Here is an 18,083-nt window from a genome sequence, read left to right as displayed (position 1 = left end):
CCCTTGGCATGGTAGGCCCGCGATCACCAGACGTGCAACGAGCCTGTTAAAGGGAGAGCATGCCCAATGACTTACAGCGGCAAATCCATCAGCAGTCGGCGCAATTGCGCAAAATCCGCCGGCAGCTGCCGTGACAGCAGCGGCAACGTGGCCCGCAGCGCCAAAGCTTTCGGCAACGGCAGCGACGTGCCCAGCACCTCATCCACCGTCTCCTTGAATTTCGCCGGATGGGCGGTACCGAGGAACAAACCGAATTCGCCCGGTTTAAGCTGATCCCGCAGCAGCCGATAGGCAATGGCGGCATGAGGTTCTGAAATATACCCCAGATCCGCCAACTCGCGCATGGTATCCCGGGTGACGTCATCGTTCACGCTGCCATAGGACAGACTGTCCAGACGCCAGCTCTTGCGCCGGAAAAGCTCTTCCACCCGAGGCCAATTGTTCGGCTGGCTGACATCCATGGCGTTGGACAGAGTGGTGACGGTGGGGTTAGGCAACCACTGGCCGCCGGACAGGAATCGCGGCACGGTATCATTCGCGTTGGTGGCGGCAATAAAACGCTTGATGGGCAGCCCCAGCGACATGGCCAATAACCCGGCGGTCAAATCACCGAAGTTGCCGCTGGGGACCGATACCACCAGTTGATTGCGCGCTTCCTGCGACAGCTGCGACGCTGCTTCAAAATAGTAGCAAATCTGCGCCAGCAGTCGGCTGATATTGATGGAGTTCGCCGAATTCAAGCCCAACTGCCGTTTCAACGGCTCATCGTCAAACGCCTGTTTCACCAACGCCTGGCAGGCGTCAAAATCGCTCTCAACGGCGACGGTGTGAATATTCCCCCCCAGAGTACAAAACAGCTTTTCCTGCAGCGGGCTGATTTTGCCCTTAGGATAAAGAATCACCACCCGCACGTTATCCAGACCATAAAAGGCGTGGGCCACCGCGGCGCCCGTATCGCCCGAGGTCGCAGTCAGGATGGTCACCGGCTCGCCTTTGGCCACCTCGGTCAGCATCTGCGCCATAAAACGGCCGCCGAAATCCTTGAACGCCAGGGTCGGGCCATGGAACAATTCCAGGGCGGCGATATCCGCCGAGATATTCACCACCGGCGCCGGGAATTCAAACGCGGCGTTCACACGCTTGTGAATGACCTGAATAGGAAGTTCATCACCGATATACGCCGACAGGATGCGGGCGCTGCGGGTCACCAGATCGAGTTCAAGCAGCTCATCGATTTGAGTCGGGGTAAACTCCGGCAGCTCATGGGGAAAAAACAGCCCCTGCCGGCGCCCGAGCCCCTGCTTGATAGCCTGCGCGAAGCTCACCTGCTCGTTGTGATCTTTAATATTATACAGTTTCATGTGTTATCCCATCACTCGCGCGCCGGTGGTATCCAGGCGACAAATATGAACAAATCCTTCATCGTTTTGCAGGTAGTGCTGCGCCAGCCAACCCGCCAGGCGCTGCGCGGTATCCTCCCGATCGCACACCGCGAACATCGTCGGCCCGGACCCGGAGATACCGCAGGCCAGCGCGCCGATTTGAGTCGCCGCCTGACGCGCCTCGATAAATCCCGGCAGCAAACGGGTACGGTAGGGCTCGGCGATGACGTCTTTCATCAGCTTGGCCGCCAGGGCGGGTTGCTGGGTATGGCTGGCGTGAATGAAGCCCGCCAGGAAACGGCCGTGGCTGATACAGTCCTGCCTGCGATACTGTGCCGGCAATATCGCCCGCGCCTCGGCGGTGGAGACCTTGATACCCGGGTAGGCCATCACCCACAGCCATTCGCTGAAACCGGGAATCTGCTGGCTGATGATACTGTTCTCTTCCAGCATCAACTGGATGCCGCCGAGAAAACAGGGCGCCACATTATCATAATGGACGCTGCCGGAAATGCGCCCTTCCATTTCCCCCATCAGAGTCAACATATGGTTTTCGTCCAGGGGATAATCACAGTAGGCGTTCATCGCCACCAGCGCCGCCACCACCGAACAGGCGCTGGAGCCAAGGCCGGAGCCGATGGGCATATTCTTTTCCAGCATCATGGATACCGGAACGGTTTTACCCACCGCCTGGCAAAACCGCTGCCAGCATTGATAAACGATGTTTTGCTGCGGATCCGGCGGCAGTTTGCCGGCAAAGCGACCTTGATTGGTGAGGCTGAACTGCGCCGCGGCTTCCACCGTCACGCAATCCCCCAGCAACGTACCGTCCACCGGCGAAACCGCCGCCCCCAACACATCGAAGCCGACACTGACATTACCTATTGATGCCGGCGCATACACCTTAACCATTTTAAACTCCCAACTTCCATGACAGCGTACGCAAAAGATCCGCAAATACACCGGCGGCCGTTACATCGTTGCCGGCGCCGTATCCACGCAATACCAGCGGCAACGGTTGATAATAACGGGTATAAAAGGCCAGTGCGTTTTCACCATCCTTCACTTTAAATAACGGATTATTACCGTCCACCGCGGCGATTTTCACCCGGCATTGGCCGTCGTCGATACTGGCGACATAACGCAATACCTTACCCTCATCGCGAGCCGCCGCGACTTTGGCGGCGAAGGCATCATCAATTTCCGGCAGCCTGGCCATAAATGTCTCCACATCGCCGCCGTCATCAAACCCTTCCGGCAGCACGGGCTCAACCACCACATCCGCCAATTCAAGCTGATGGCCGGCCTCGCGGGCAAGGATCAGTAACTTACGCGCGACATCCGTACCTGACAAGTCATCCCGCGGATCGGGCTCGGTATATCCCAGTTCCTTCGCCGCCAGCGTCGCGGCCGACAGCGACAAACCTTCATCCAGCTTGCCGAAAATATAGGACAGGGATCCGGAAAGAATACCGGAAAAACGCGTCAGTTCATCCCCTGCATTTAACAGATTCTGTAAATTCTCGATCACCGGCAAACCGGCGCCGACGTTGGTATCGTAAAGGAATTTACGTCGCGATCCCGCCGCCGCCCCGCGCATTTGCCGGTAATAATCCATGGATGAGGTATTGGCCTTTTTATTGGGGGTCACCACATGAAAACCGTCGGCCAGGAAATCGGCGTATTGATCGGCAATCGCCGCGCTGCTCGTGCAATCGACAATGACCGGGTTAAGCAAATGATACTCTTTAACCAGGCGGATAAGCCGACCCAGATTGAACGGCTCCCGGGCTTGCGCCAGCTCTTCCTGCCAGGTATCCAGCGCGATACCGTGAACATGGGTGAGCAACGCCTTTGAATTGGCGATACCGCACACCCGCAGATCGATGTGCTTCTCCTTGAGCCACTGGTGCTGGCGGCGGATTTGCTCCAGCAATGCGCCGGCAACCCCGCCCGAACCGATAACGAACACTTCAATAACCTGATCGGTATTAAACAGCATCTGGTGGGCGACGCGCACCCCGGTAGTGGTAAGGTCGTTGTCCACCACCACCGAGATCGAACGCTCGGACGAACCCTGGGCGATGGCGATAATATTGATATTGGCCCGCGCCAGCGCCGCGAACAGCTTGGCCGACAGACCGCGCTGGGTACGCATCCCGTCGCCGATCACCGAAATGATCGCCAGCTTGGTCATGATATCCAGCGGTTCCAGCAGGCCGTCCTTCAGCTCCAGGTAGAATTCGTCCTCCAGGGCTTTGCGGGCGCCGTTTAATTCATTGTGCGGCACGCAGAAACTGATGCTGTATTCCGACGAGGACTGAGTTATCAATACCACCGAGCTGCCGGCGCGGGACATAGCGGCGAAAACCCGCGCGGCCATGCCGATCATCCCTTTCATACCCGGACCGGATACGTTAATCATCGCCATATTATTAAGATGGGTGATTCCCTTAACCGGATTGCTCAGGTCCGGATCGGTCCGGCCGATCAGCGTTCCCGGCGCCTGTGGGTTCTCGGTATTTTTTATCAGGCAGGGAATCTGGAAACGGGCGATGGGAGCGATGGTCCGGGGATGCAGCACCTTGGCGCCGAAATAGGAGAGTTCCATCGCCTCCTGGTAAGACATGGATTTCAGCAGGCGAGCGTCGGGCACCTGGCGCGGATCGCAGGTATACACCCCGTCCACGTCGGTCCAGATTTCACAGCAATCGGCACGCAGACAGGCGGCCAATACCGCGGCGGAGTAGTCGGAGCCGTTACGTCCCAACACCACCAGTTCCCCTTTCTCATTGCCGGCGGTAAAACCTGCCATCAGAATGATATTTTCCGGCGGGATGGCGGCGTCATTTATCCGCCGGGTGGATTCCACAATGTCCACGGTGGATTCCAGGAACCCTCCCTGGGCCAGCAGCTTCTCCACCGGATTAATCACCGTGACGGCAAAACCGCGGGCGATAAATACCGCCTCCATAATGGCGATGGACAGCTTTTCACCACGGCAGATGATCGAGGCATTGATGCTGTCGGGGCATTGTTTCAGCAAGCTGATGCCATGCAGCAACTGTTTGATTTGGGCGAATTCCTGTTCCACCAATATCCGCAACGCAATGTAATCAAGCCCTCGCTGCGTTTGGGATAAGCCCAGCAGCAGGTCGGCGAAGATCTGTTCGGCATCGTGCATGGTGGGCTGAATATCCAAGCCGGCGAGGGTCTTCTCAATCATCGAGACCAAATGGTTGGTGATTTTCGCGGGCGCGGAAAGCACCGTGGCAACCTGTCCCTGTCCCGCATTACTTTCAATGATATCGGCCACCCGGCTGAACCGCTCCGCGTTGGCCACCGAGGTACCACCGAATTTCAGTACTCGCATTTGTTTTTTTCTCCTGGACTTAAGCTTAAAAAAAAGCCCGCACTGTCAAGGTGCGGGCTTTTTTCTGTTTATCCTTTATGCGTCAGCCCGCACCGCTACCTGTGGTATCGGTGATGGTAATAATAATGGTGCTGGGGCTGATAGTGCGCATGTATGAAACAATCTATAGTATTTATCTATGCCCTATTGGTTAAAGCAATCAGGTTAAAAAGTCAATTTTATTTTGTATTCGGCGCTTTTTCGTACAGCGCCCGCCACCCTACATATCCCCAATATTCTAGCCATTTAAGCCGTAAAATAGTAAATAACATCATTTGATACAGTTTTATTCACCAGAGAGATAGCATTAACCGGCATCATAGGCTACCGACGCTTTTATGCGCTCCATAGCGTGAAGATGCGCACAGGTGACCAGCAACCCGGACTGATACGCGGTAATACCGCACTCTCCGCCGGCTGGATTTAATCCGCCTAAGCATATCAGTCAGGCTGAAGTGATGGCGCCGTTTTCTCCGCTACCTAAGCGTTGAAGCGATCCGGGATGTCGGTCACAGGATATTAACAAGGGCCCGATACAGGTCATTAAGTGAAAATGGCTGACTCAACCTTTGCAGGCGGGTAACAAGCAAATCACAGGATAAATTTTTCTATATCCTTTTTTTTCATTGGGTTACTTAAGCCGTGTTCCTGTTTTTTCCGCTTATCATGTGCGGCTTGATAAACCGAGCTGAATCGAGGATATTCCTCTGGGGAAAGTTATCGAATATGCTGGTATATAAAGCAATTCCCCTTATTGCATTTAATGTTGGTTGTTAATTTGATATATGTCAGCAAAATGAAATTTTCTTGAGTGTTAAATTCGGTAGGCACTGTTATAGTGTTGTTAATAAGGGTAAGCTATAGGGCATTTGAGCTTGAGAAAAGCGGCCCAGAATCAGGTTAGCGGTGCCAAGGTTTATCCAAAGTTAATCACCTGGAGCACGTTTATGTACTTTAGCCTTATAGCGCGGGGGGTGGCCATTATTCCCCTGGCTATGATGAAGATGACCGCGGCTTTTGTACTTCCTCTTTCAATTTGTTGGTAATTTTAGGTAGCAAACATGCAGACCCCGCACATTCTTATTGTTGAAGACGAGTCAGTCACCCGCAATACCCTCAAAAGCATTTTCGAAGCCGAGGGTTATATGGTTCATGAAGCCACCGACGGTGCAGAGATGCATCAGATTCTGTCGGAAAACGACATCAATCTGGTCATCATGGATATCAACCTGCCGGGTAAAAATGGTTTACTGCTGGCCCGTGAATTACGGGAGCATGCGAGTGTCGCGCTGATGTTTTTAACCGGGCGCGATAACGAGGTGGATAAAATCCTCGGTTTGGAAATCGGTGCCGATGACTATATAACCAAGCCATTCAATCCCCGCGAATTAACCATCCGCGCACGTAATCTATTGTCCCGTACCATGAACCTTGGCAGCGGCGGCGAAGAGCGCAAGCTGGTGGAAAGTTATAAATTCAACGGGTGGGAACTTGATATCAATAGTCGTTCGCTATTAAGCCCCACCGGCGATCACTATAAACTTCCCCGCAGCGAATTTCGCGCCATGCTGCACTTTTGCGAAAATCCAGGCAAAATCCAGTCCCGCGCCGAATTGTTGAAAAAAATGACCGGTCGCGAACTTAAAGCCCACGATCGCACCGTCGATGTCACCATCAGGCGGATTCGCAAACATTTCGAATCCACTCCCGATACGCCGGAAATCATTGCCACCATTCATGGTGAAGGTTACCGTTTTTGCGGCGATCTGGAAGAATAGCCCCCGGCGTTTCCGTCTTAATACCGGGCGCGGGCGACCGCCGCCGGTGTTATGACGGCTGAACATCAAGGATGCTGTGCGGCCCAAGGGATAATCGGCACCGCGCTCAGGGCATTTTTCGGCGACCCGTCCACCACCCGGTCGGAATATGACAGGTAAACCAGCGCATTACGTTTTGCATCATAAAAACGGACCACCTGCAAACGTTTGAATACCAGCGACGTACGCTTTTGGAAGACCACGCTGCCTGCTTCCTTACCGTTCTTGATTTCATCCGTCAGGGTTATGGGTCCAACCTGCTGACAGGAAATCGCCGCGTCGGAAGTATCCTCGGCCAGACCCAAACCGCCCTTGATACCGCCCGTTTTGGCGCGACTGAGATAACAGGTAACATTTTTGACGTCCGGATCGTCAAACGCTTCCACCACGATCTTATGGTCCGGGCCGAAGAGTTTGAACACCGTGTCCACCGAGCCGACTTCTTCGGAACGGGCGACACCTGAACCCAGCAGACTGAGAAATAACGCTGATAACAATATTTTTTTCATGGAATTAGACTTCTTTGTCTGATTGATGATGCCCTTTGGCAGGCTTTTTTGACATTGCCACAGTACAGCTATCATGGCTCGGAATAATAAGCTAATAAATCTTTGACGATCTATGAGCAAAAAAATTGGTATCATGCGTCAACTTTTTAATTTTCTCGCCCTAAACCCTATTGATTCCGAGTTGCGGCAACCCGGAGGATGAAGGGTATAAACGCTTTTGAGGATGATCTATGGATCAAGCCGGTATAATTCGTGATCTGTTAAGCTGGCTGGAGGGGCATTTGGACCAGCCGTTATCCCTGGACAATGTCGCCGCAAAAGCGGGCTATTCCAAATGGCATTTGCAGCGGATGTTCAAAGAAGTGACAGGTCATGCCATCGGTGCGTATATCAGGGCCCGCAGATTATCCAAAGCGGCGGTCGCTTTGCGTCTTACCAGCCGGCCGATTCTGGATATTGCCCTGCAGTATCGCTTCGATTCGCAGCAAACCTTTACCCGGGCGTTTAAGAAACAGTTTACCCAAACGCCGGCATTGTATCGCCGTTCGGAAGAGTGGGATTCCAGCGGCATTCGCCCCCCCATCAGGCTGGAAAAATATGAGATGCCCACGCCGGAGTTCATTACCTTGCCGCCGATGCATTTGGTGGGAATGACCCAGAGCTACTCCTGTACCCTGGAGCAAATCAGCTCCTTTCGCAGCGAGCTGCGCATCCACTTTTGGCGGCAATATCTGGGAGAGGCGAAATACATTCCGCCAATATTATATGGATTGCACCATTCCCGTCCCAGCCATGAAAAGGATGATGAACAAGAGGTGCTGTACACCACCGCCATCGAGCCACAGGACGTGTCGGGAAACGTACTGAGCGGGCAGCCCATCGATCTGGAGGGCGGCGACTATGCCCAGTTCATTTATGAAGGGCCGGCGGACGGTTTGCAAAACTTTATTTTGGCATTATACGGCACCTGCCTGCCGACGCTTCGAATGACCCGGCGCAAAGGCCATGACATTGAGCGGTTCTATCCGCAAGAACGCGCACCCGACGCGCCAAGGCCCCTCTCGATTCGCTGCGAGTATCTGATTCCGGTCCGGCGTTAACGCTGAACCTCATCCAGCGCGGGCCTGTCCAGGTGCGAGACATCGCCCGCGGTTTCCACCACCCAGCCGGGAGCCAGCCACGGGCTCTGTTGAAAATCCATGCGCGAGAGCGAGCAGTTGCGCAACCGCAGCCGGCGTTCCGCATAGGGGGGCAGCCCTAGCACGGTACTGATAAGACAACCCAGCGCCATGCCGTGGCTCACGAGCAAAGGTATGCTGCCTTGCGCTAAATCCCGGCAGCCGTCCAATACCGCCTGCATCCGCAGCGACAGTTCGGTCATGGATTCGCCCTGGGGAATGCGCCCCCCCGGCGTACCGTCCACCAGCTGTTTGCGCCAGCCCTCTTCTTCCGCGGTCAGGGTATCGATGTCGCGCATTTCCAATACCCCCATGTCCAGTTCACGCAAACGCGGTTCCAGCAAGACCTCGCAATGACAAGCCCGGGCGATGATTTCGGCGGTATGGCGTGTACGGCCAAGGTCGCTGCTGATAATATGGGTGATACCTAATAACTTAGCGCGCTCAGCGACTTGCCGTGCCTGCCGTTCGCCATTGGCGGTTAATGTACTGTCGGATTGCCCTTGAATTCGGCGCAAGGCATTCCATTCTGTTTCGCCATGGCGAACAAGATAGACCTGTAACATGGTGTTTTTCCGTTATACTGCGTGAAAACGACTGGAGTGATAAGAACAATATGTTTCATGTTGTAGCTGCTACTACTAATCCGGCGAAAATCGATGCCATTGCCCAAGCATTCAACGACACCTACGGGCTTGAAAGCTGCCGGGTGGAGGGAATAGATGTCGATAGCGGCGTGCCTTCCCAACCCATGGGCAATCTCGAGACGCGCAGCGGCGCGCGCAACCGGGTAATGGCTGCTCGTCAGGTCTGTCCCGAAGCGGATTTCTGGGTCGGCGTGGAGGCGGGTATTGAAGATAATATGACCTTTGCCTGGATGGTGATCGAAAATACGCATTTGCGGGGCGAATCGCGCTCTGCCAGTTTAATATTACCAGAAAGTATATTACAGGGAATCACCGAGGGGCGAGAATTGGGGCAGGAAATGGCGAGATTAACCGGAATAAAGGATATAAAACGTCAAGGCGGCGCTATCGGCGTGTTTACCGCCGGAAAACTGACCCGCAGCAGCGTCTATTATCAGGCCTTGATACTCGCGCTGGTCCCGTTTCACAATGAGATTTACCAAGCCCGCGGTCACCATACGGAGTAACGGCCCCGGCACCCCAATCCGGTGGCTATGACGGTAATCAGGTCCGGCATGATTCCGGCACCTCACTCCGGCGGCTATGACGGTAATCAAGTCCGGCATGATTCCGCTACCACAGGTTCACGCTATTGCGGCACGTCGACCAAATGCCGTTTCAGCCAGCCTATCAATTCGGGCGACGCCGCTTTCAGGCTGTTGGAACCGCGGGTAATGGTGGCAATACCGGTACCCAACTCGCTTTTCAGCTCCCTCTGGCTCTTTTCCCCCGCCAGCAGCGCCCGGACGATGCGGATGCGCATGCCTATCGCCTCCCGCTCGTCCGCGGTTAACATGAGCTGCAATAACGGCACATGCACCCCATCGGCAAAAGCCTGTCCCAGCAATGCGGCGAAATGCTGCCAGTCGGTATCCCGCCGATCCGGACCGACGGAATCGGAATTAATTGTATCAATCATGTCGCACCGCCATACCCGTTAACGAGTACAGCAGTCTATCCTATTTTTGAGCGATTCAGTAGCGCCGTTCCCACTCGGCATCGGTCAGTACCTTTGCCGGCTGCCGCAGGAAATAGCGGTAAAAAACATCATAGGCCAGCACATTTTTCACATAACCCCGGGTTTCCGAAAAAGGAATACTCTCAATGAACGCCACCGCGTCGATACGCCCGGCGCTGCTGTCCAACCAGGTGGTTACCCGCCCCGGGCCGGCATTATAGGCGGCACTGGACAGGATACGGTTGCGGCCGAACATCTGATAGACATACTCCAGATAGGTGGTGCCCAGATTGATATTGGTCTGCGGATCCAGCAGCTGGCTTGGATTGGTATAACTGGCGATATTAAACATCTGGGCGGTATGCTTGGCGGTAACCGGCATCAGCTGCATCAGCCCCGCCGCACCCACCGGCGACTGCGCCTTGGGATTCCAGGCGCTCTCCTGGCGGGCGATGGCCATGGCATAGCTCTGGCTGATGCCTTTATCTTCGGTGGATTGCCGGAATTCATTGCTCCAGGCCAGGGGAAAACGCTCCTCCAGATGATCCCAGAGTTTCCCGACGATGGTGGCCTGCACGCTCATGTCCGGCCACTGCTGCAAAAACGCATAACGCGCCAGCCCTTCTTGCTGCATCGGACTCAGGCTTGCCACCAGCGTGCCCCATTCGTTCCTGGCCAGGTTGTCCATATTCCAATACATCAATTCACGCACCCGGGCAATTTCAGGCCGCCGCAGCAGCGCCGGATCCGGCATCACCGCCTGGGCTACATTAATAACATAATTCACCCCGAGCTTTTGCGCCGCCACCATGGGATAAAACCCCCGTTCCTGCATCAATGCCCGCAGAATGGGTTCGCCCTCGCCACGGCGACCCTCATCGAGTAATATCGAGGCCCGCCAGTAACGCCACTCGTCCTTCTGGCCGGCATCATCCGGCAAACGCCCCAGCCATGCCACAACACCCTGTTGATCGCCTTGCCCCAACGACATGCGAATACGGCGCTCCAGCAGTGCCGTTGAATGACCGCGTAAGATGACATTATCACGCCATCTGGCCTGCTCCGGGGTCGCATCGCCGCCCATCAGCCGCCAGGCGACGCTCTCCTCCATCTCCAGTTGCTGATCGGGATCCATCTTTTGCAGACGCACCAGGGTAGGCAACATGGAACGGGCGTTGTCCACATCGTCGCGGGCCAAGCGGGCAAAGGAGATCAGGGTGGCCTGACGGGTCAAATCGGTGGGTCCCACGCTGCGGGCAAATCCTTCCAGAGTGGCCGGATTATCCTGCAGCGACGCCAGCGCCGCACCCATGGTTTGGTACTCGATGGGCAGTTGCTTGGACAGGTAATTCACCAGTCCGGTATTGCCTTCCTGCATCGCCAGCCGCATGCGCTCTAGCGTCGCCAACGGCCCTCGCTGGCCGGCCTGATCCCAGACACCGAACAGCTTATTGCAGCTGTCAGGCAGCGAATGACCATTGAGCCACAAATCTTTGGCACCGTCCCATGCCGTCTGCGAATCGCCGGTGGCCCATTTGGCATAATAATAATTACACCGCGCGGCCATGGGTTTGGGCGGCTGCGGGCTGAACACCAGCAGGCTTTGCCAGTCCTGACGCCGGGCCAATTCATTAACGAAACGGGGGGCCAGGGAACGGGCCGGCGGTAAAGTGGGATTGGCATCGATAAAGGATTTGACCTCACCTAAATCCGCCTGGGACAAATCTTGCGTAAGCGCCCGGTATTCCAGATAAGGATAAAGGGGATAATCACGCAAGGTCGGCATCAGTTGCGATACCACATCCATTTGATTACCGTCCCATGCCTGCTTAACCTGTAGATAGCGCTGACGCTGCGCGTCAATTGAATCCGCCCGCGCGAAGCCGGATACCGCCACCAGGCATACAACCGCGCTAATGTATCGCCATCTGTCCACCTTGACCATTTCCTCTCTTTCCTCAAAAAAATCTTCATTCCCGCCCGACACCGGGCGCCGGCCAAACCGGCCGGACAATGACAAGATACCGATATAGCCACCATGCTAGCTAAGCGGCCCGGTCTACGCCAGCGGCAGTCGCGTTATTTTAACGGCCGGGCACGCTATCCCCTGGTTTCCATTGATTTTCCCCTCCGCGATGCGCCAAACCGATACCGCACCGGTATTATCATCAATGCACGGCCTGGATCTCAGTAAGATTGCCGATTAATGACTATATTCTCAAAACGCGTGAGCCATGGCTGGATTAGGGGGTGGACCCGGGGACTTATTTGCCGGCTGTTGTCTATTATTTTCTCTGGTTTGAATCCGCTTTAGCGGATTCTCGTATCCAAGCATTATCTACCAAGGTCAGTGAAGAGTGAGAATTTCTTTAGTGGTCCCCGTGTTCAACGAGGCGGAGACGGTCCGGATTTTTTATCAGACCGTTAGACAGTTTGAACCTTTGCAACAATATGAAGTGGAAATAGTCTTTATCAATGACGGCAGTAAGGATAAAACAGCGGAGATTATAGAAGACCTGGCCAGTAACGATAAAAATGTCGTGCTATTAAACTTCACCCGCAATTTTGGTAAAGAGCCCGCACTTTTTGCCGGGCTTGAATACGCCACCGGCGATGCGGTCATCCCCCTCGATGTCGATTTGCAAGACCCCATAGAAATCATCCCCGAAATGATTCAGAAGTGGCGGTCGGGGGCGGATATCGTGTTGGCGAAACGCAAAGACAGATCCAGCGACGGCCCTCTTAAACGGACCTCCGCCGAGTGGTTCTATAAATTGCACAACAAGATCAGCACGCCGAAAATTGAAGAAAACGTCGGCGACTTTCGCTTAATGTCTCGTGAAATAGTGAACGATATCAAACTACTGCCGGAGCGCAACCTGTTCATGAAAGGCATACTTTCCTGGGTGGGGGGCACCGTGGCGGTGGTGGAATATGTCCGCGCTCCCCGCGTGGCCGGCTCGTCCAAGTTCAACGGCTGGAAGTTATGGAACCTGGCCCTTGAAGGCATTACCAGCTTCTCCACCGTGCCGCTGCGCATCTGGACCTACCTCGGGCTGGGCGTGGCCTCGCTGGCGTTATGTTATGCAATATGGATGGTTATCGACAAATTAATCCGCGGCAACCCGGTGCCGGGTTATCCGTCCATCATGACGGCGATACTTTTTTTGGGCGGGGTACAGTTGATTGGTATCGGCGTGCTCGGCGAATATATCGGCAGAATCTATATCGAGAGCAAAAGAAGGCCGAGATATATCCTCAAAAGACTCCCTAATGGCAGCAGAAAACATTTAAGTAACCATGAGCAAAACTAAAAAAACTGTTTTGATGATGACCGGTTCCGCCAGAAGGTAACGTTACATGAAAAGTAAAAACGACCTTGCTCTTATTATACTCAATTTGCTCATATTTTTTATACTTTGTTATGCCCTGTTGCAAAATGGAATCTGGAGCGGCCATGACTGGCTGGCACATTTTCAAAGATTGATTTCATTAAACCAGGAACTGGATGCACAGCAATTCCCTCCCTTGTTTAATTACTGGATGCCGGGGCAATTCGGCTACTCTTGGCAGCTATTTTATCCTCCCTTAAGCTCTTTTCTGTTTCTGCTGGTTAGAATCATTACCTTTAATAGCGCCGACAGCATTGTACAGATGAAAATCGTGCTTTTTATTATTTATATAATCGCGTTTGTCTGCGCCTATTATGCGGGTAAGAGGCAACATGCCTCTTCCGCGGCCGGGTATCTATGTACCATCCTGTTTATCACGTCGGGATATTTTTTAACCAATATTTTTGTCAGATTTGCTCTGGGAGAAATGCTGGCCATGGCCTTCATGCCCTTGTTTCTCAGGGGATGCAGTTCACTCCTGGGGGACCGCAGGGATATCTGGCTGATCCCCTTCAGCGCGCTGGCCATTGGCTTGGCCAATATACCCAGCCTGATCGTTACCGCTATTTTCTTTTTGCTGTTTTTTGTTATTAATGCCAAAAAGCTCATTACGCAGATTAATATCAGATTCTTTTTGGAATCCCTGATTTGCTTCCTGGCGTTAAGCGCATTTTATTGGATACCGCTGTTATATCACATGCGACATTCGGATATTTTCGCCACCCACGCAAAATTACTCAGTTATGAAGATGTCTTCAGATTCAGCAGCGGTATTCTGGAAAACCTGTTTTCCTTGCCGTCGGAATACGGCGTATCCAATCACGGCATGTATTTATCCGTCGGCGTTATTCAACTCATTATATCACTCTTTTATCTACGTTACGGCCGTTCGGCCATGGCAAAAAAGATGATCGCGGTAGCCCTGTTTTTTATCCTGGCCGCAACCCACCTGCTGCCCTGGTATTTACTGCCGGATCGTTTCTCTTTCCTGAAAATCATGCAATTCCCCTGGCGTTTGCTTTCTTGCGCCACGGCGATCATCGCCCTGTTTAGCGCGGGAATGCTGGCCGGCATGTGGCAACGCAAGCCATGGATTATCCTGTCCGTGGCGGCATTATGCATCGCCAGCATGTTTTTCCCGATGAAGCATGCTCTTACCGAGCGTCATACCAGCCTGGACTATATGGGACTGTGGGATGATTATCTTAATAACAGCAATATCCGTAAGGATAACTATGCCCACCTCTACAACAATGACTTCGCCTATTTCGCCAATAACAATGCGGCCATAACCCCCAGCGGATTTACCGACGGCTACCCGGACATGGTCATAACGGTGCGGGGGGAGCAAATCGTGACGTTGCCTTACATCATGTACGCCGGCTACTCTCTGATGGTGGATGATAAAAAAACCGATATCACCCGTCTGGATAACGGTTTGGTGGGAGTGAAACTCACTGCCGGCGAGCACCGCGTCAGCCTGCTCTATCAACAAAACATTGTCGTGGCGCCGATGGTGATAAGTATTATTTCATTGTTTATTATTTCTATAATAATTATTTGCCGCCATAGGCGAGTTATACATAGCTTCATGTTATCCCTGCGTTTTTTCCCGTTTTGAGGCAGTTATAGCGGACTCCCTGTGCTAAAGGACGAGGATCGCTGGGATCGCGCCTTGAAACCGGCTAAACTGCCACAAACATGCCCCGCATAAGCAGCGGGCTTATACCCTGAATAATTCGAGTTGCGGGAAGGCGGCAACCTGAAGTAGGACGGGTATGGATAAACCCAGAGTGAAAGAGGCTTATAACAACGTGGCTCAATACGTCTATACCATGCACCGCGTCGGCAAAATCGTTCCGCCGAAGCGCCATATTCTTAAAGATATCTCGCTAAGCTTCTTCCCGGGGGCCAAAATCGGCGTGCTGGGTTTGAACGGCGCGGGTAAATCCACCTTGTTGCGCATTATGGCGGGTATCGATACTGACATTGAAGGTGAAGCCCGGCCCCAGGCGGGCATCAATATAGGTTATCTGTCGCAGGAACCGCAGCTCGATCTGGAAAAGACCGTGCGGGAAGAAATCGAGGCGGCGGTTAAAGAGGTGAAAAATGCCCTGAACCGTCTGGATGAGGTGTACACCGCTTATGCGGAGCCGGATGCGGATTTCGACAAACTGGCGAAAGAGCAGGGAGAACTGGAAGCCATTATCCAGGCCCATGACGGCCATAATCTGGATAACCAGCTTGAACGCGCCGCCGACGCCCTTCGCCTGCCGCCCTGGGATGCCAAAATCGGCACGCTCTCCGGCGGCGAGCGGCGTCGCGTCGCCATCTGCCGGCTGCTGCTGGAAAAACCGGACATGCTCTTGCTGGACGAACCCACCAACCATCTTGATGCCGAGTCGGTAGCCTGGCTTGAACGGTTCCTGCATGACTATGAAGGCACGGTGGTCGCGATTACCCATGACCGCTATTTCCTGGACAACGTCGCCGGCTGGATACTGGAGCTGGATCGCGGCGAAGGCATCCCCTGGGAAGGTAACTACTCTTCCTGGCTGGAACAGAAGGATCAGCGCCTGGCGCAGGAAGCCTCATCGGAAGCCGCGCGCCGCAAATCCATCGAGAAAGAGCTCGAATGGGTCCGCTCCAACGCAAAGGGCCGCCAGTCCAAAGGCAAAGCGCGCCTGGCGCGTTTCGAAGAGCTCAACAGCGTGGAGTACCAGAAACGCAACGAAACCAGCGAACTGTTTATTCCACCCGGCCCGCGCCTGGGGGATAAAGTGCTGGAAGTGCAAAATCTCAGGAAATCCTACGGCGATCGGCTGCTGATTGACGATTTATCGTTTTCGGTGCCCAAAGGGGCCATTGTCGGCATTATCGGGCCGAACGGCGCGGGTAAATCCACGCTGTTCCGCATCCTGTCCGGCAAGGAACAACCTGACAGCGGCTCCGTGACCCTCGGCGATACCGTGGTACTGGCCTCGGTGGACCAGTTCCGTGACAGCATGGACAACAGCAAAACGGTATGGGAAGAAGTCTCGGGGGGCCAGGACATCATGCGTATCGGCAATTTCGAGCTGCCGAGCCGCGCTTATGTCGGCCGGTTTAATTTCAAAGGGATTGATCAAGGCAAACGCATCGGCGAGCTGTCCGGCGGCGAACGCGGCCGGGTGCATTTAGCCAAGCTGCTGCAGGTGGGCGGCAATATGCTGCTGCTGGACGAACCCACCAACGACCTGGACGTGGAAACCCTGCGCGCGCTGGAAAATGCCCTGCTGGAGTTCCCCGGCTGCGCCCTGGTGATTTCCCATGACCGCTGGTTCCTCGATCGGGTCGCCACCCATATCATCGATTACCAGGATGAGGGCAAGATTGAATTCTTCGAAGGCAACTTTACCGAATACGAGGAATACAAAAAACGCACCCTGGGTGCCGAGGCATTACAACCTCACCGCATCAGATACAAAAAGATGGCCTGAGGCCATCTGAGCTTGTTGACAACGTGCCCGGGGGCGGTTCAACGCTGCCCGAGCATATCGCGCACCAGCTCAACGCATTGCAGGAAACGCTGGTCGTAATCGGCCACATCAATACGCACAAACGGGATCCGGTTGGCATCGAGCAGTTCTTCCAGCAGCCGCTGGAAGGCGTCCCGCTCCGCCGGATTCCCCAGGCTGCGCAAACCATCCGCCACCCAGGGGGTGTTGTTTTTCAATAAAATCACCAAATCAAAGCGATATTCGTCAATCATGGCCTGCACGAAGGGGTGCTCGCGGCCGTGATAACGTTTGCAAAACGCCTGGCTGGTGACGAAATCGGTGTCGATAAAGGTGACTTTATTGGCATATTTCACGGCAAAATCAATATACTGCGCCTGCCCGAGGGCAATTTTGTCATAGTCGGAATATTGCAATGCCATTTCATCTCCGCCCAAATGGGAGAAGACATATTCTCGCCCGTATTCCCAGGCGCTGCTGGTATTGAAAATATTGGCGAGTTTATTGACCATGGTGGATTTGCCGCTAGATTCGCCGCCGATAAGCGCCACGGTACGAACAAAAAAGGGTTTGACCTCGGTGGGAATATATTCCCAATAGCGGAAAGGATCTTGCCGTATTTGCTCGCCGCTGATGGACATAAAGGAACGTTTGGGATCAATCAAAATGGTTTCGACCCCCAAGTGTTCCAGATAACGCTCCACATCCAGGGCTTCGCTGGAATAGACGAAGCCCGGCTCAATGCCTTTATCGCGCATAAACGACCGGATACCGTTGCTCCAGACGTCCCAGCCATGGGGATAAGGCTCCATGCCCTGTTCATTGAAGGCATGGATATGAATATTTTTCTGATATTTGAACGTCTGCAAAAGCCAGCGCAGCCGATCGCTCAGGGTGGGCTGCTGCGACATGGAGCTGTGTTCAAACAGCTGCCTGTCCCGCGGCTCGTCGAAACCGAGAATGACATGCAGTTCATCCACCTGGCTGCAGGCCCGTTGAATGAGATAAATATGCCCGGTATGCAGCGGATAAAACTTGCCGAATACCACGCCGACCTTTTTCATCCGGCGCGGAAACTCCAGGCCGAGAAAACGATGGATGGCTTCGAGCTTTTGCGCGCTGGGGCTTTTGATTTTGGCGTTGAGTAATTGGCTAAGGTAGCCTTTGGTCATGTCGCAACCTTCTGCGACCTGCTGTAATGTGCGTCCCTGCTGTTTAATCGCACTCTTCAGGTAATCGAATGACGACATAA

General features: G+C 54.0%; 14 protein-coding genes and 1 other annotated feature. Of the genes, 6 read left to right on the top strand and 8 right to left on the bottom strand.

Annotated features, from left to right (window positions below):
- Positions 1-71: 71 nt before the first annotated feature.
- From thrC to thrA, 3 genes are read right to left on the bottom strand one after another with little or no spacing between them, the layout of a single operon-like run.
- Positions 72-1,361 (bottom strand): threonine synthase, encoded by a 1,290-nt coding sequence (gene thrC, locus HB631_RS07635; RefSeq protein ID WP_213990533.1) that lies wholly within the window; start codon positions 1,359-1,361, stop codon positions 72-74.
- Positions 1,362-1,364: 3 nt separating this feature from the next.
- A complete protein-coding gene (gene thrB / locus HB631_RS07630) occupies positions 1,365-2,294 on the bottom strand; it encodes a homoserine kinase (protein WP_213990532.1) in 930 nt (309 codons plus the stop codon).
- Position 2,295: 1 nt separating this feature from the next.
- Positions 2,296-4,755 (bottom strand): bifunctional aspartate kinase/homoserine dehydrogenase I, encoded by a 2,460-nt coding sequence (gene thrA, locus HB631_RS07625; RefSeq protein ID WP_213990531.1) that lies wholly within the window; start codon positions 4,753-4,755, stop codon positions 2,296-2,298.
- A gap of 26 nt (positions 4,756-4,781) precedes the next feature.
- Positions 4,782-4,899 (bottom strand) — a sequence feature (Thr leader region).
- A gap of 956 nt (positions 4,900-5,855) precedes the next feature.
- Between thrA and arcA the strand changes: the two genes are divergently transcribed.
- The gene (arcA, locus tag HB631_RS07615; protein ID WP_213990530.1) at positions 5,856-6,572 is read left to right on the top strand and encodes a two-component system response regulator ArcA; all 717 of its coding nucleotides are present in this window, start codon (positions 5,856-5,858) and stop codon (positions 6,570-6,572) included.
- A gap of 65 nt (positions 6,573-6,637) precedes the next feature.
- Here arcA and creA read toward each other — a convergent pair whose 3' ends face one another.
- On the bottom strand, positions 6,638-7,120 hold the full coding sequence (gene creA / locus HB631_RS07610; RefSeq protein ID WP_213990529.1) for a protein CreA: 483 nt from the start codon (positions 7,118-7,120) through the stop codon (positions 6,638-6,640).
- 230 nt (positions 7,121-7,350) lie between these two features.
- Here creA and robA point away from each other — a divergent pair, with 230 nt between their 5' ends.
- The gene (gene robA, locus HB631_RS07605; RefSeq protein WP_213990528.1) at positions 7,351-8,220 is read left to right on the top strand and encodes an MDR efflux pump AcrAB transcriptional activator RobA; all 870 of its coding nucleotides are present in this window, start codon (positions 7,351-7,353) and stop codon (positions 8,218-8,220) included.
- Here the strand turns inward: robA and gpmB are convergent.
- A complete protein-coding gene (gene gpmB, locus HB631_RS07600) occupies positions 8,217-8,864 on the bottom strand; it encodes a 2,3-diphosphoglycerate-dependent phosphoglycerate mutase GpmB (RefSeq protein ID WP_213990527.1) in 648 nt (215 codons plus the stop codon). The two genes, robA and gpmB, sit on opposite strands and share 4 nt — an antisense overlap.
- Before the next feature lie 50 nt (positions 8,865-8,914).
- On the opposite strand from gpmB, the gene yjjX reads away from it, so the two are divergent.
- Complete coding sequence (gene yjjX, locus HB631_RS07595; protein WP_213990526.1) at positions 8,915-9,451, top strand: inosine/xanthosine triphosphatase; 537 nt, start codon at positions 8,915-8,917, stop codon at positions 9,449-9,451.
- 122 nt (positions 9,452-9,573) lie between these two features.
- Here yjjX and trpR read toward each other — a convergent pair whose 3' ends face one another.
- A complete protein-coding gene (trpR, locus tag HB631_RS07590; protein WP_213990525.1) occupies positions 9,574-9,903 on the bottom strand; it encodes a trp operon repressor in 330 nt (109 codons plus the stop codon).
- A gap of 55 nt (positions 9,904-9,958) precedes the next feature.
- Entirely contained in the window at positions 9,959-11,878 is a 1,920-nt protein-coding gene (gene sltY, locus HB631_RS07585) for a murein transglycosylase (protein WP_213990524.1), read from the bottom strand.
- A 421-nt stretch (positions 11,879-12,299) separates the two neighbouring features.
- Here sltY and HB631_RS07580 point away from each other — a divergent pair, with 421 nt between their 5' ends.
- The 3 genes from HB631_RS07580 to ettA all read left to right on the top strand — a co-directional run bounded on the left by HB631_RS07580 (position 12,300) and on the right by ettA (position 16,813).
- Positions 12,300-13,256, top strand: coding sequence for a glycosyltransferase (locus HB631_RS07580; RefSeq protein WP_213990523.1), 957 nt, complete (start codon positions 12,300-12,302; stop codon positions 13,254-13,256).
- Positions 13,257-13,302: 46 nt separating this feature from the next.
- On the top strand, positions 13,303-14,955 hold the full coding sequence (locus tag HB631_RS07575) for a hypothetical protein (protein ID WP_213990522.1): 1,653 nt from the start codon (positions 13,303-13,305) through the stop codon (positions 14,953-14,955).
- A gap of 193 nt (positions 14,956-15,148) precedes the next feature.
- On the top strand, positions 15,149-16,813 hold the full coding sequence (gene ettA, locus HB631_RS07570) for an energy-dependent translational throttle protein EttA (RefSeq protein ID WP_213990563.1): 1,665 nt from the start codon (positions 15,149-15,151) through the stop codon (positions 16,811-16,813).
- Between the two features lie 38 nt (positions 16,814-16,851).
- Here ettA and nadR read toward each other — a convergent pair whose 3' ends face one another.
- Positions 16,852-18,081 carry a multifunctional transcriptional regulator/nicotinamide-nucleotide adenylyltransferase/ribosylnicotinamide kinase NadR gene (nadR, locus tag HB631_RS07565; protein WP_213990521.1) on the bottom strand — a complete coding sequence of 410 codons (1,230 nt, stop codon included), beginning with the start codon at positions 18,079-18,081 and terminating at the stop codon, positions 16,852-16,854.
- Positions 18,082-18,083: the final 2 nt, after the last annotated feature.

This window comes from Sodalis sp. dw_96, from assembly GCF_018449575.1.
Lineage (GTDB): Bacteria > Pseudomonadota > Gammaproteobacteria > Enterobacterales > Enterobacteriaceae > Acerihabitans.
This window is presented reverse-complemented; position numbering and strand designations above follow the sequence as displayed.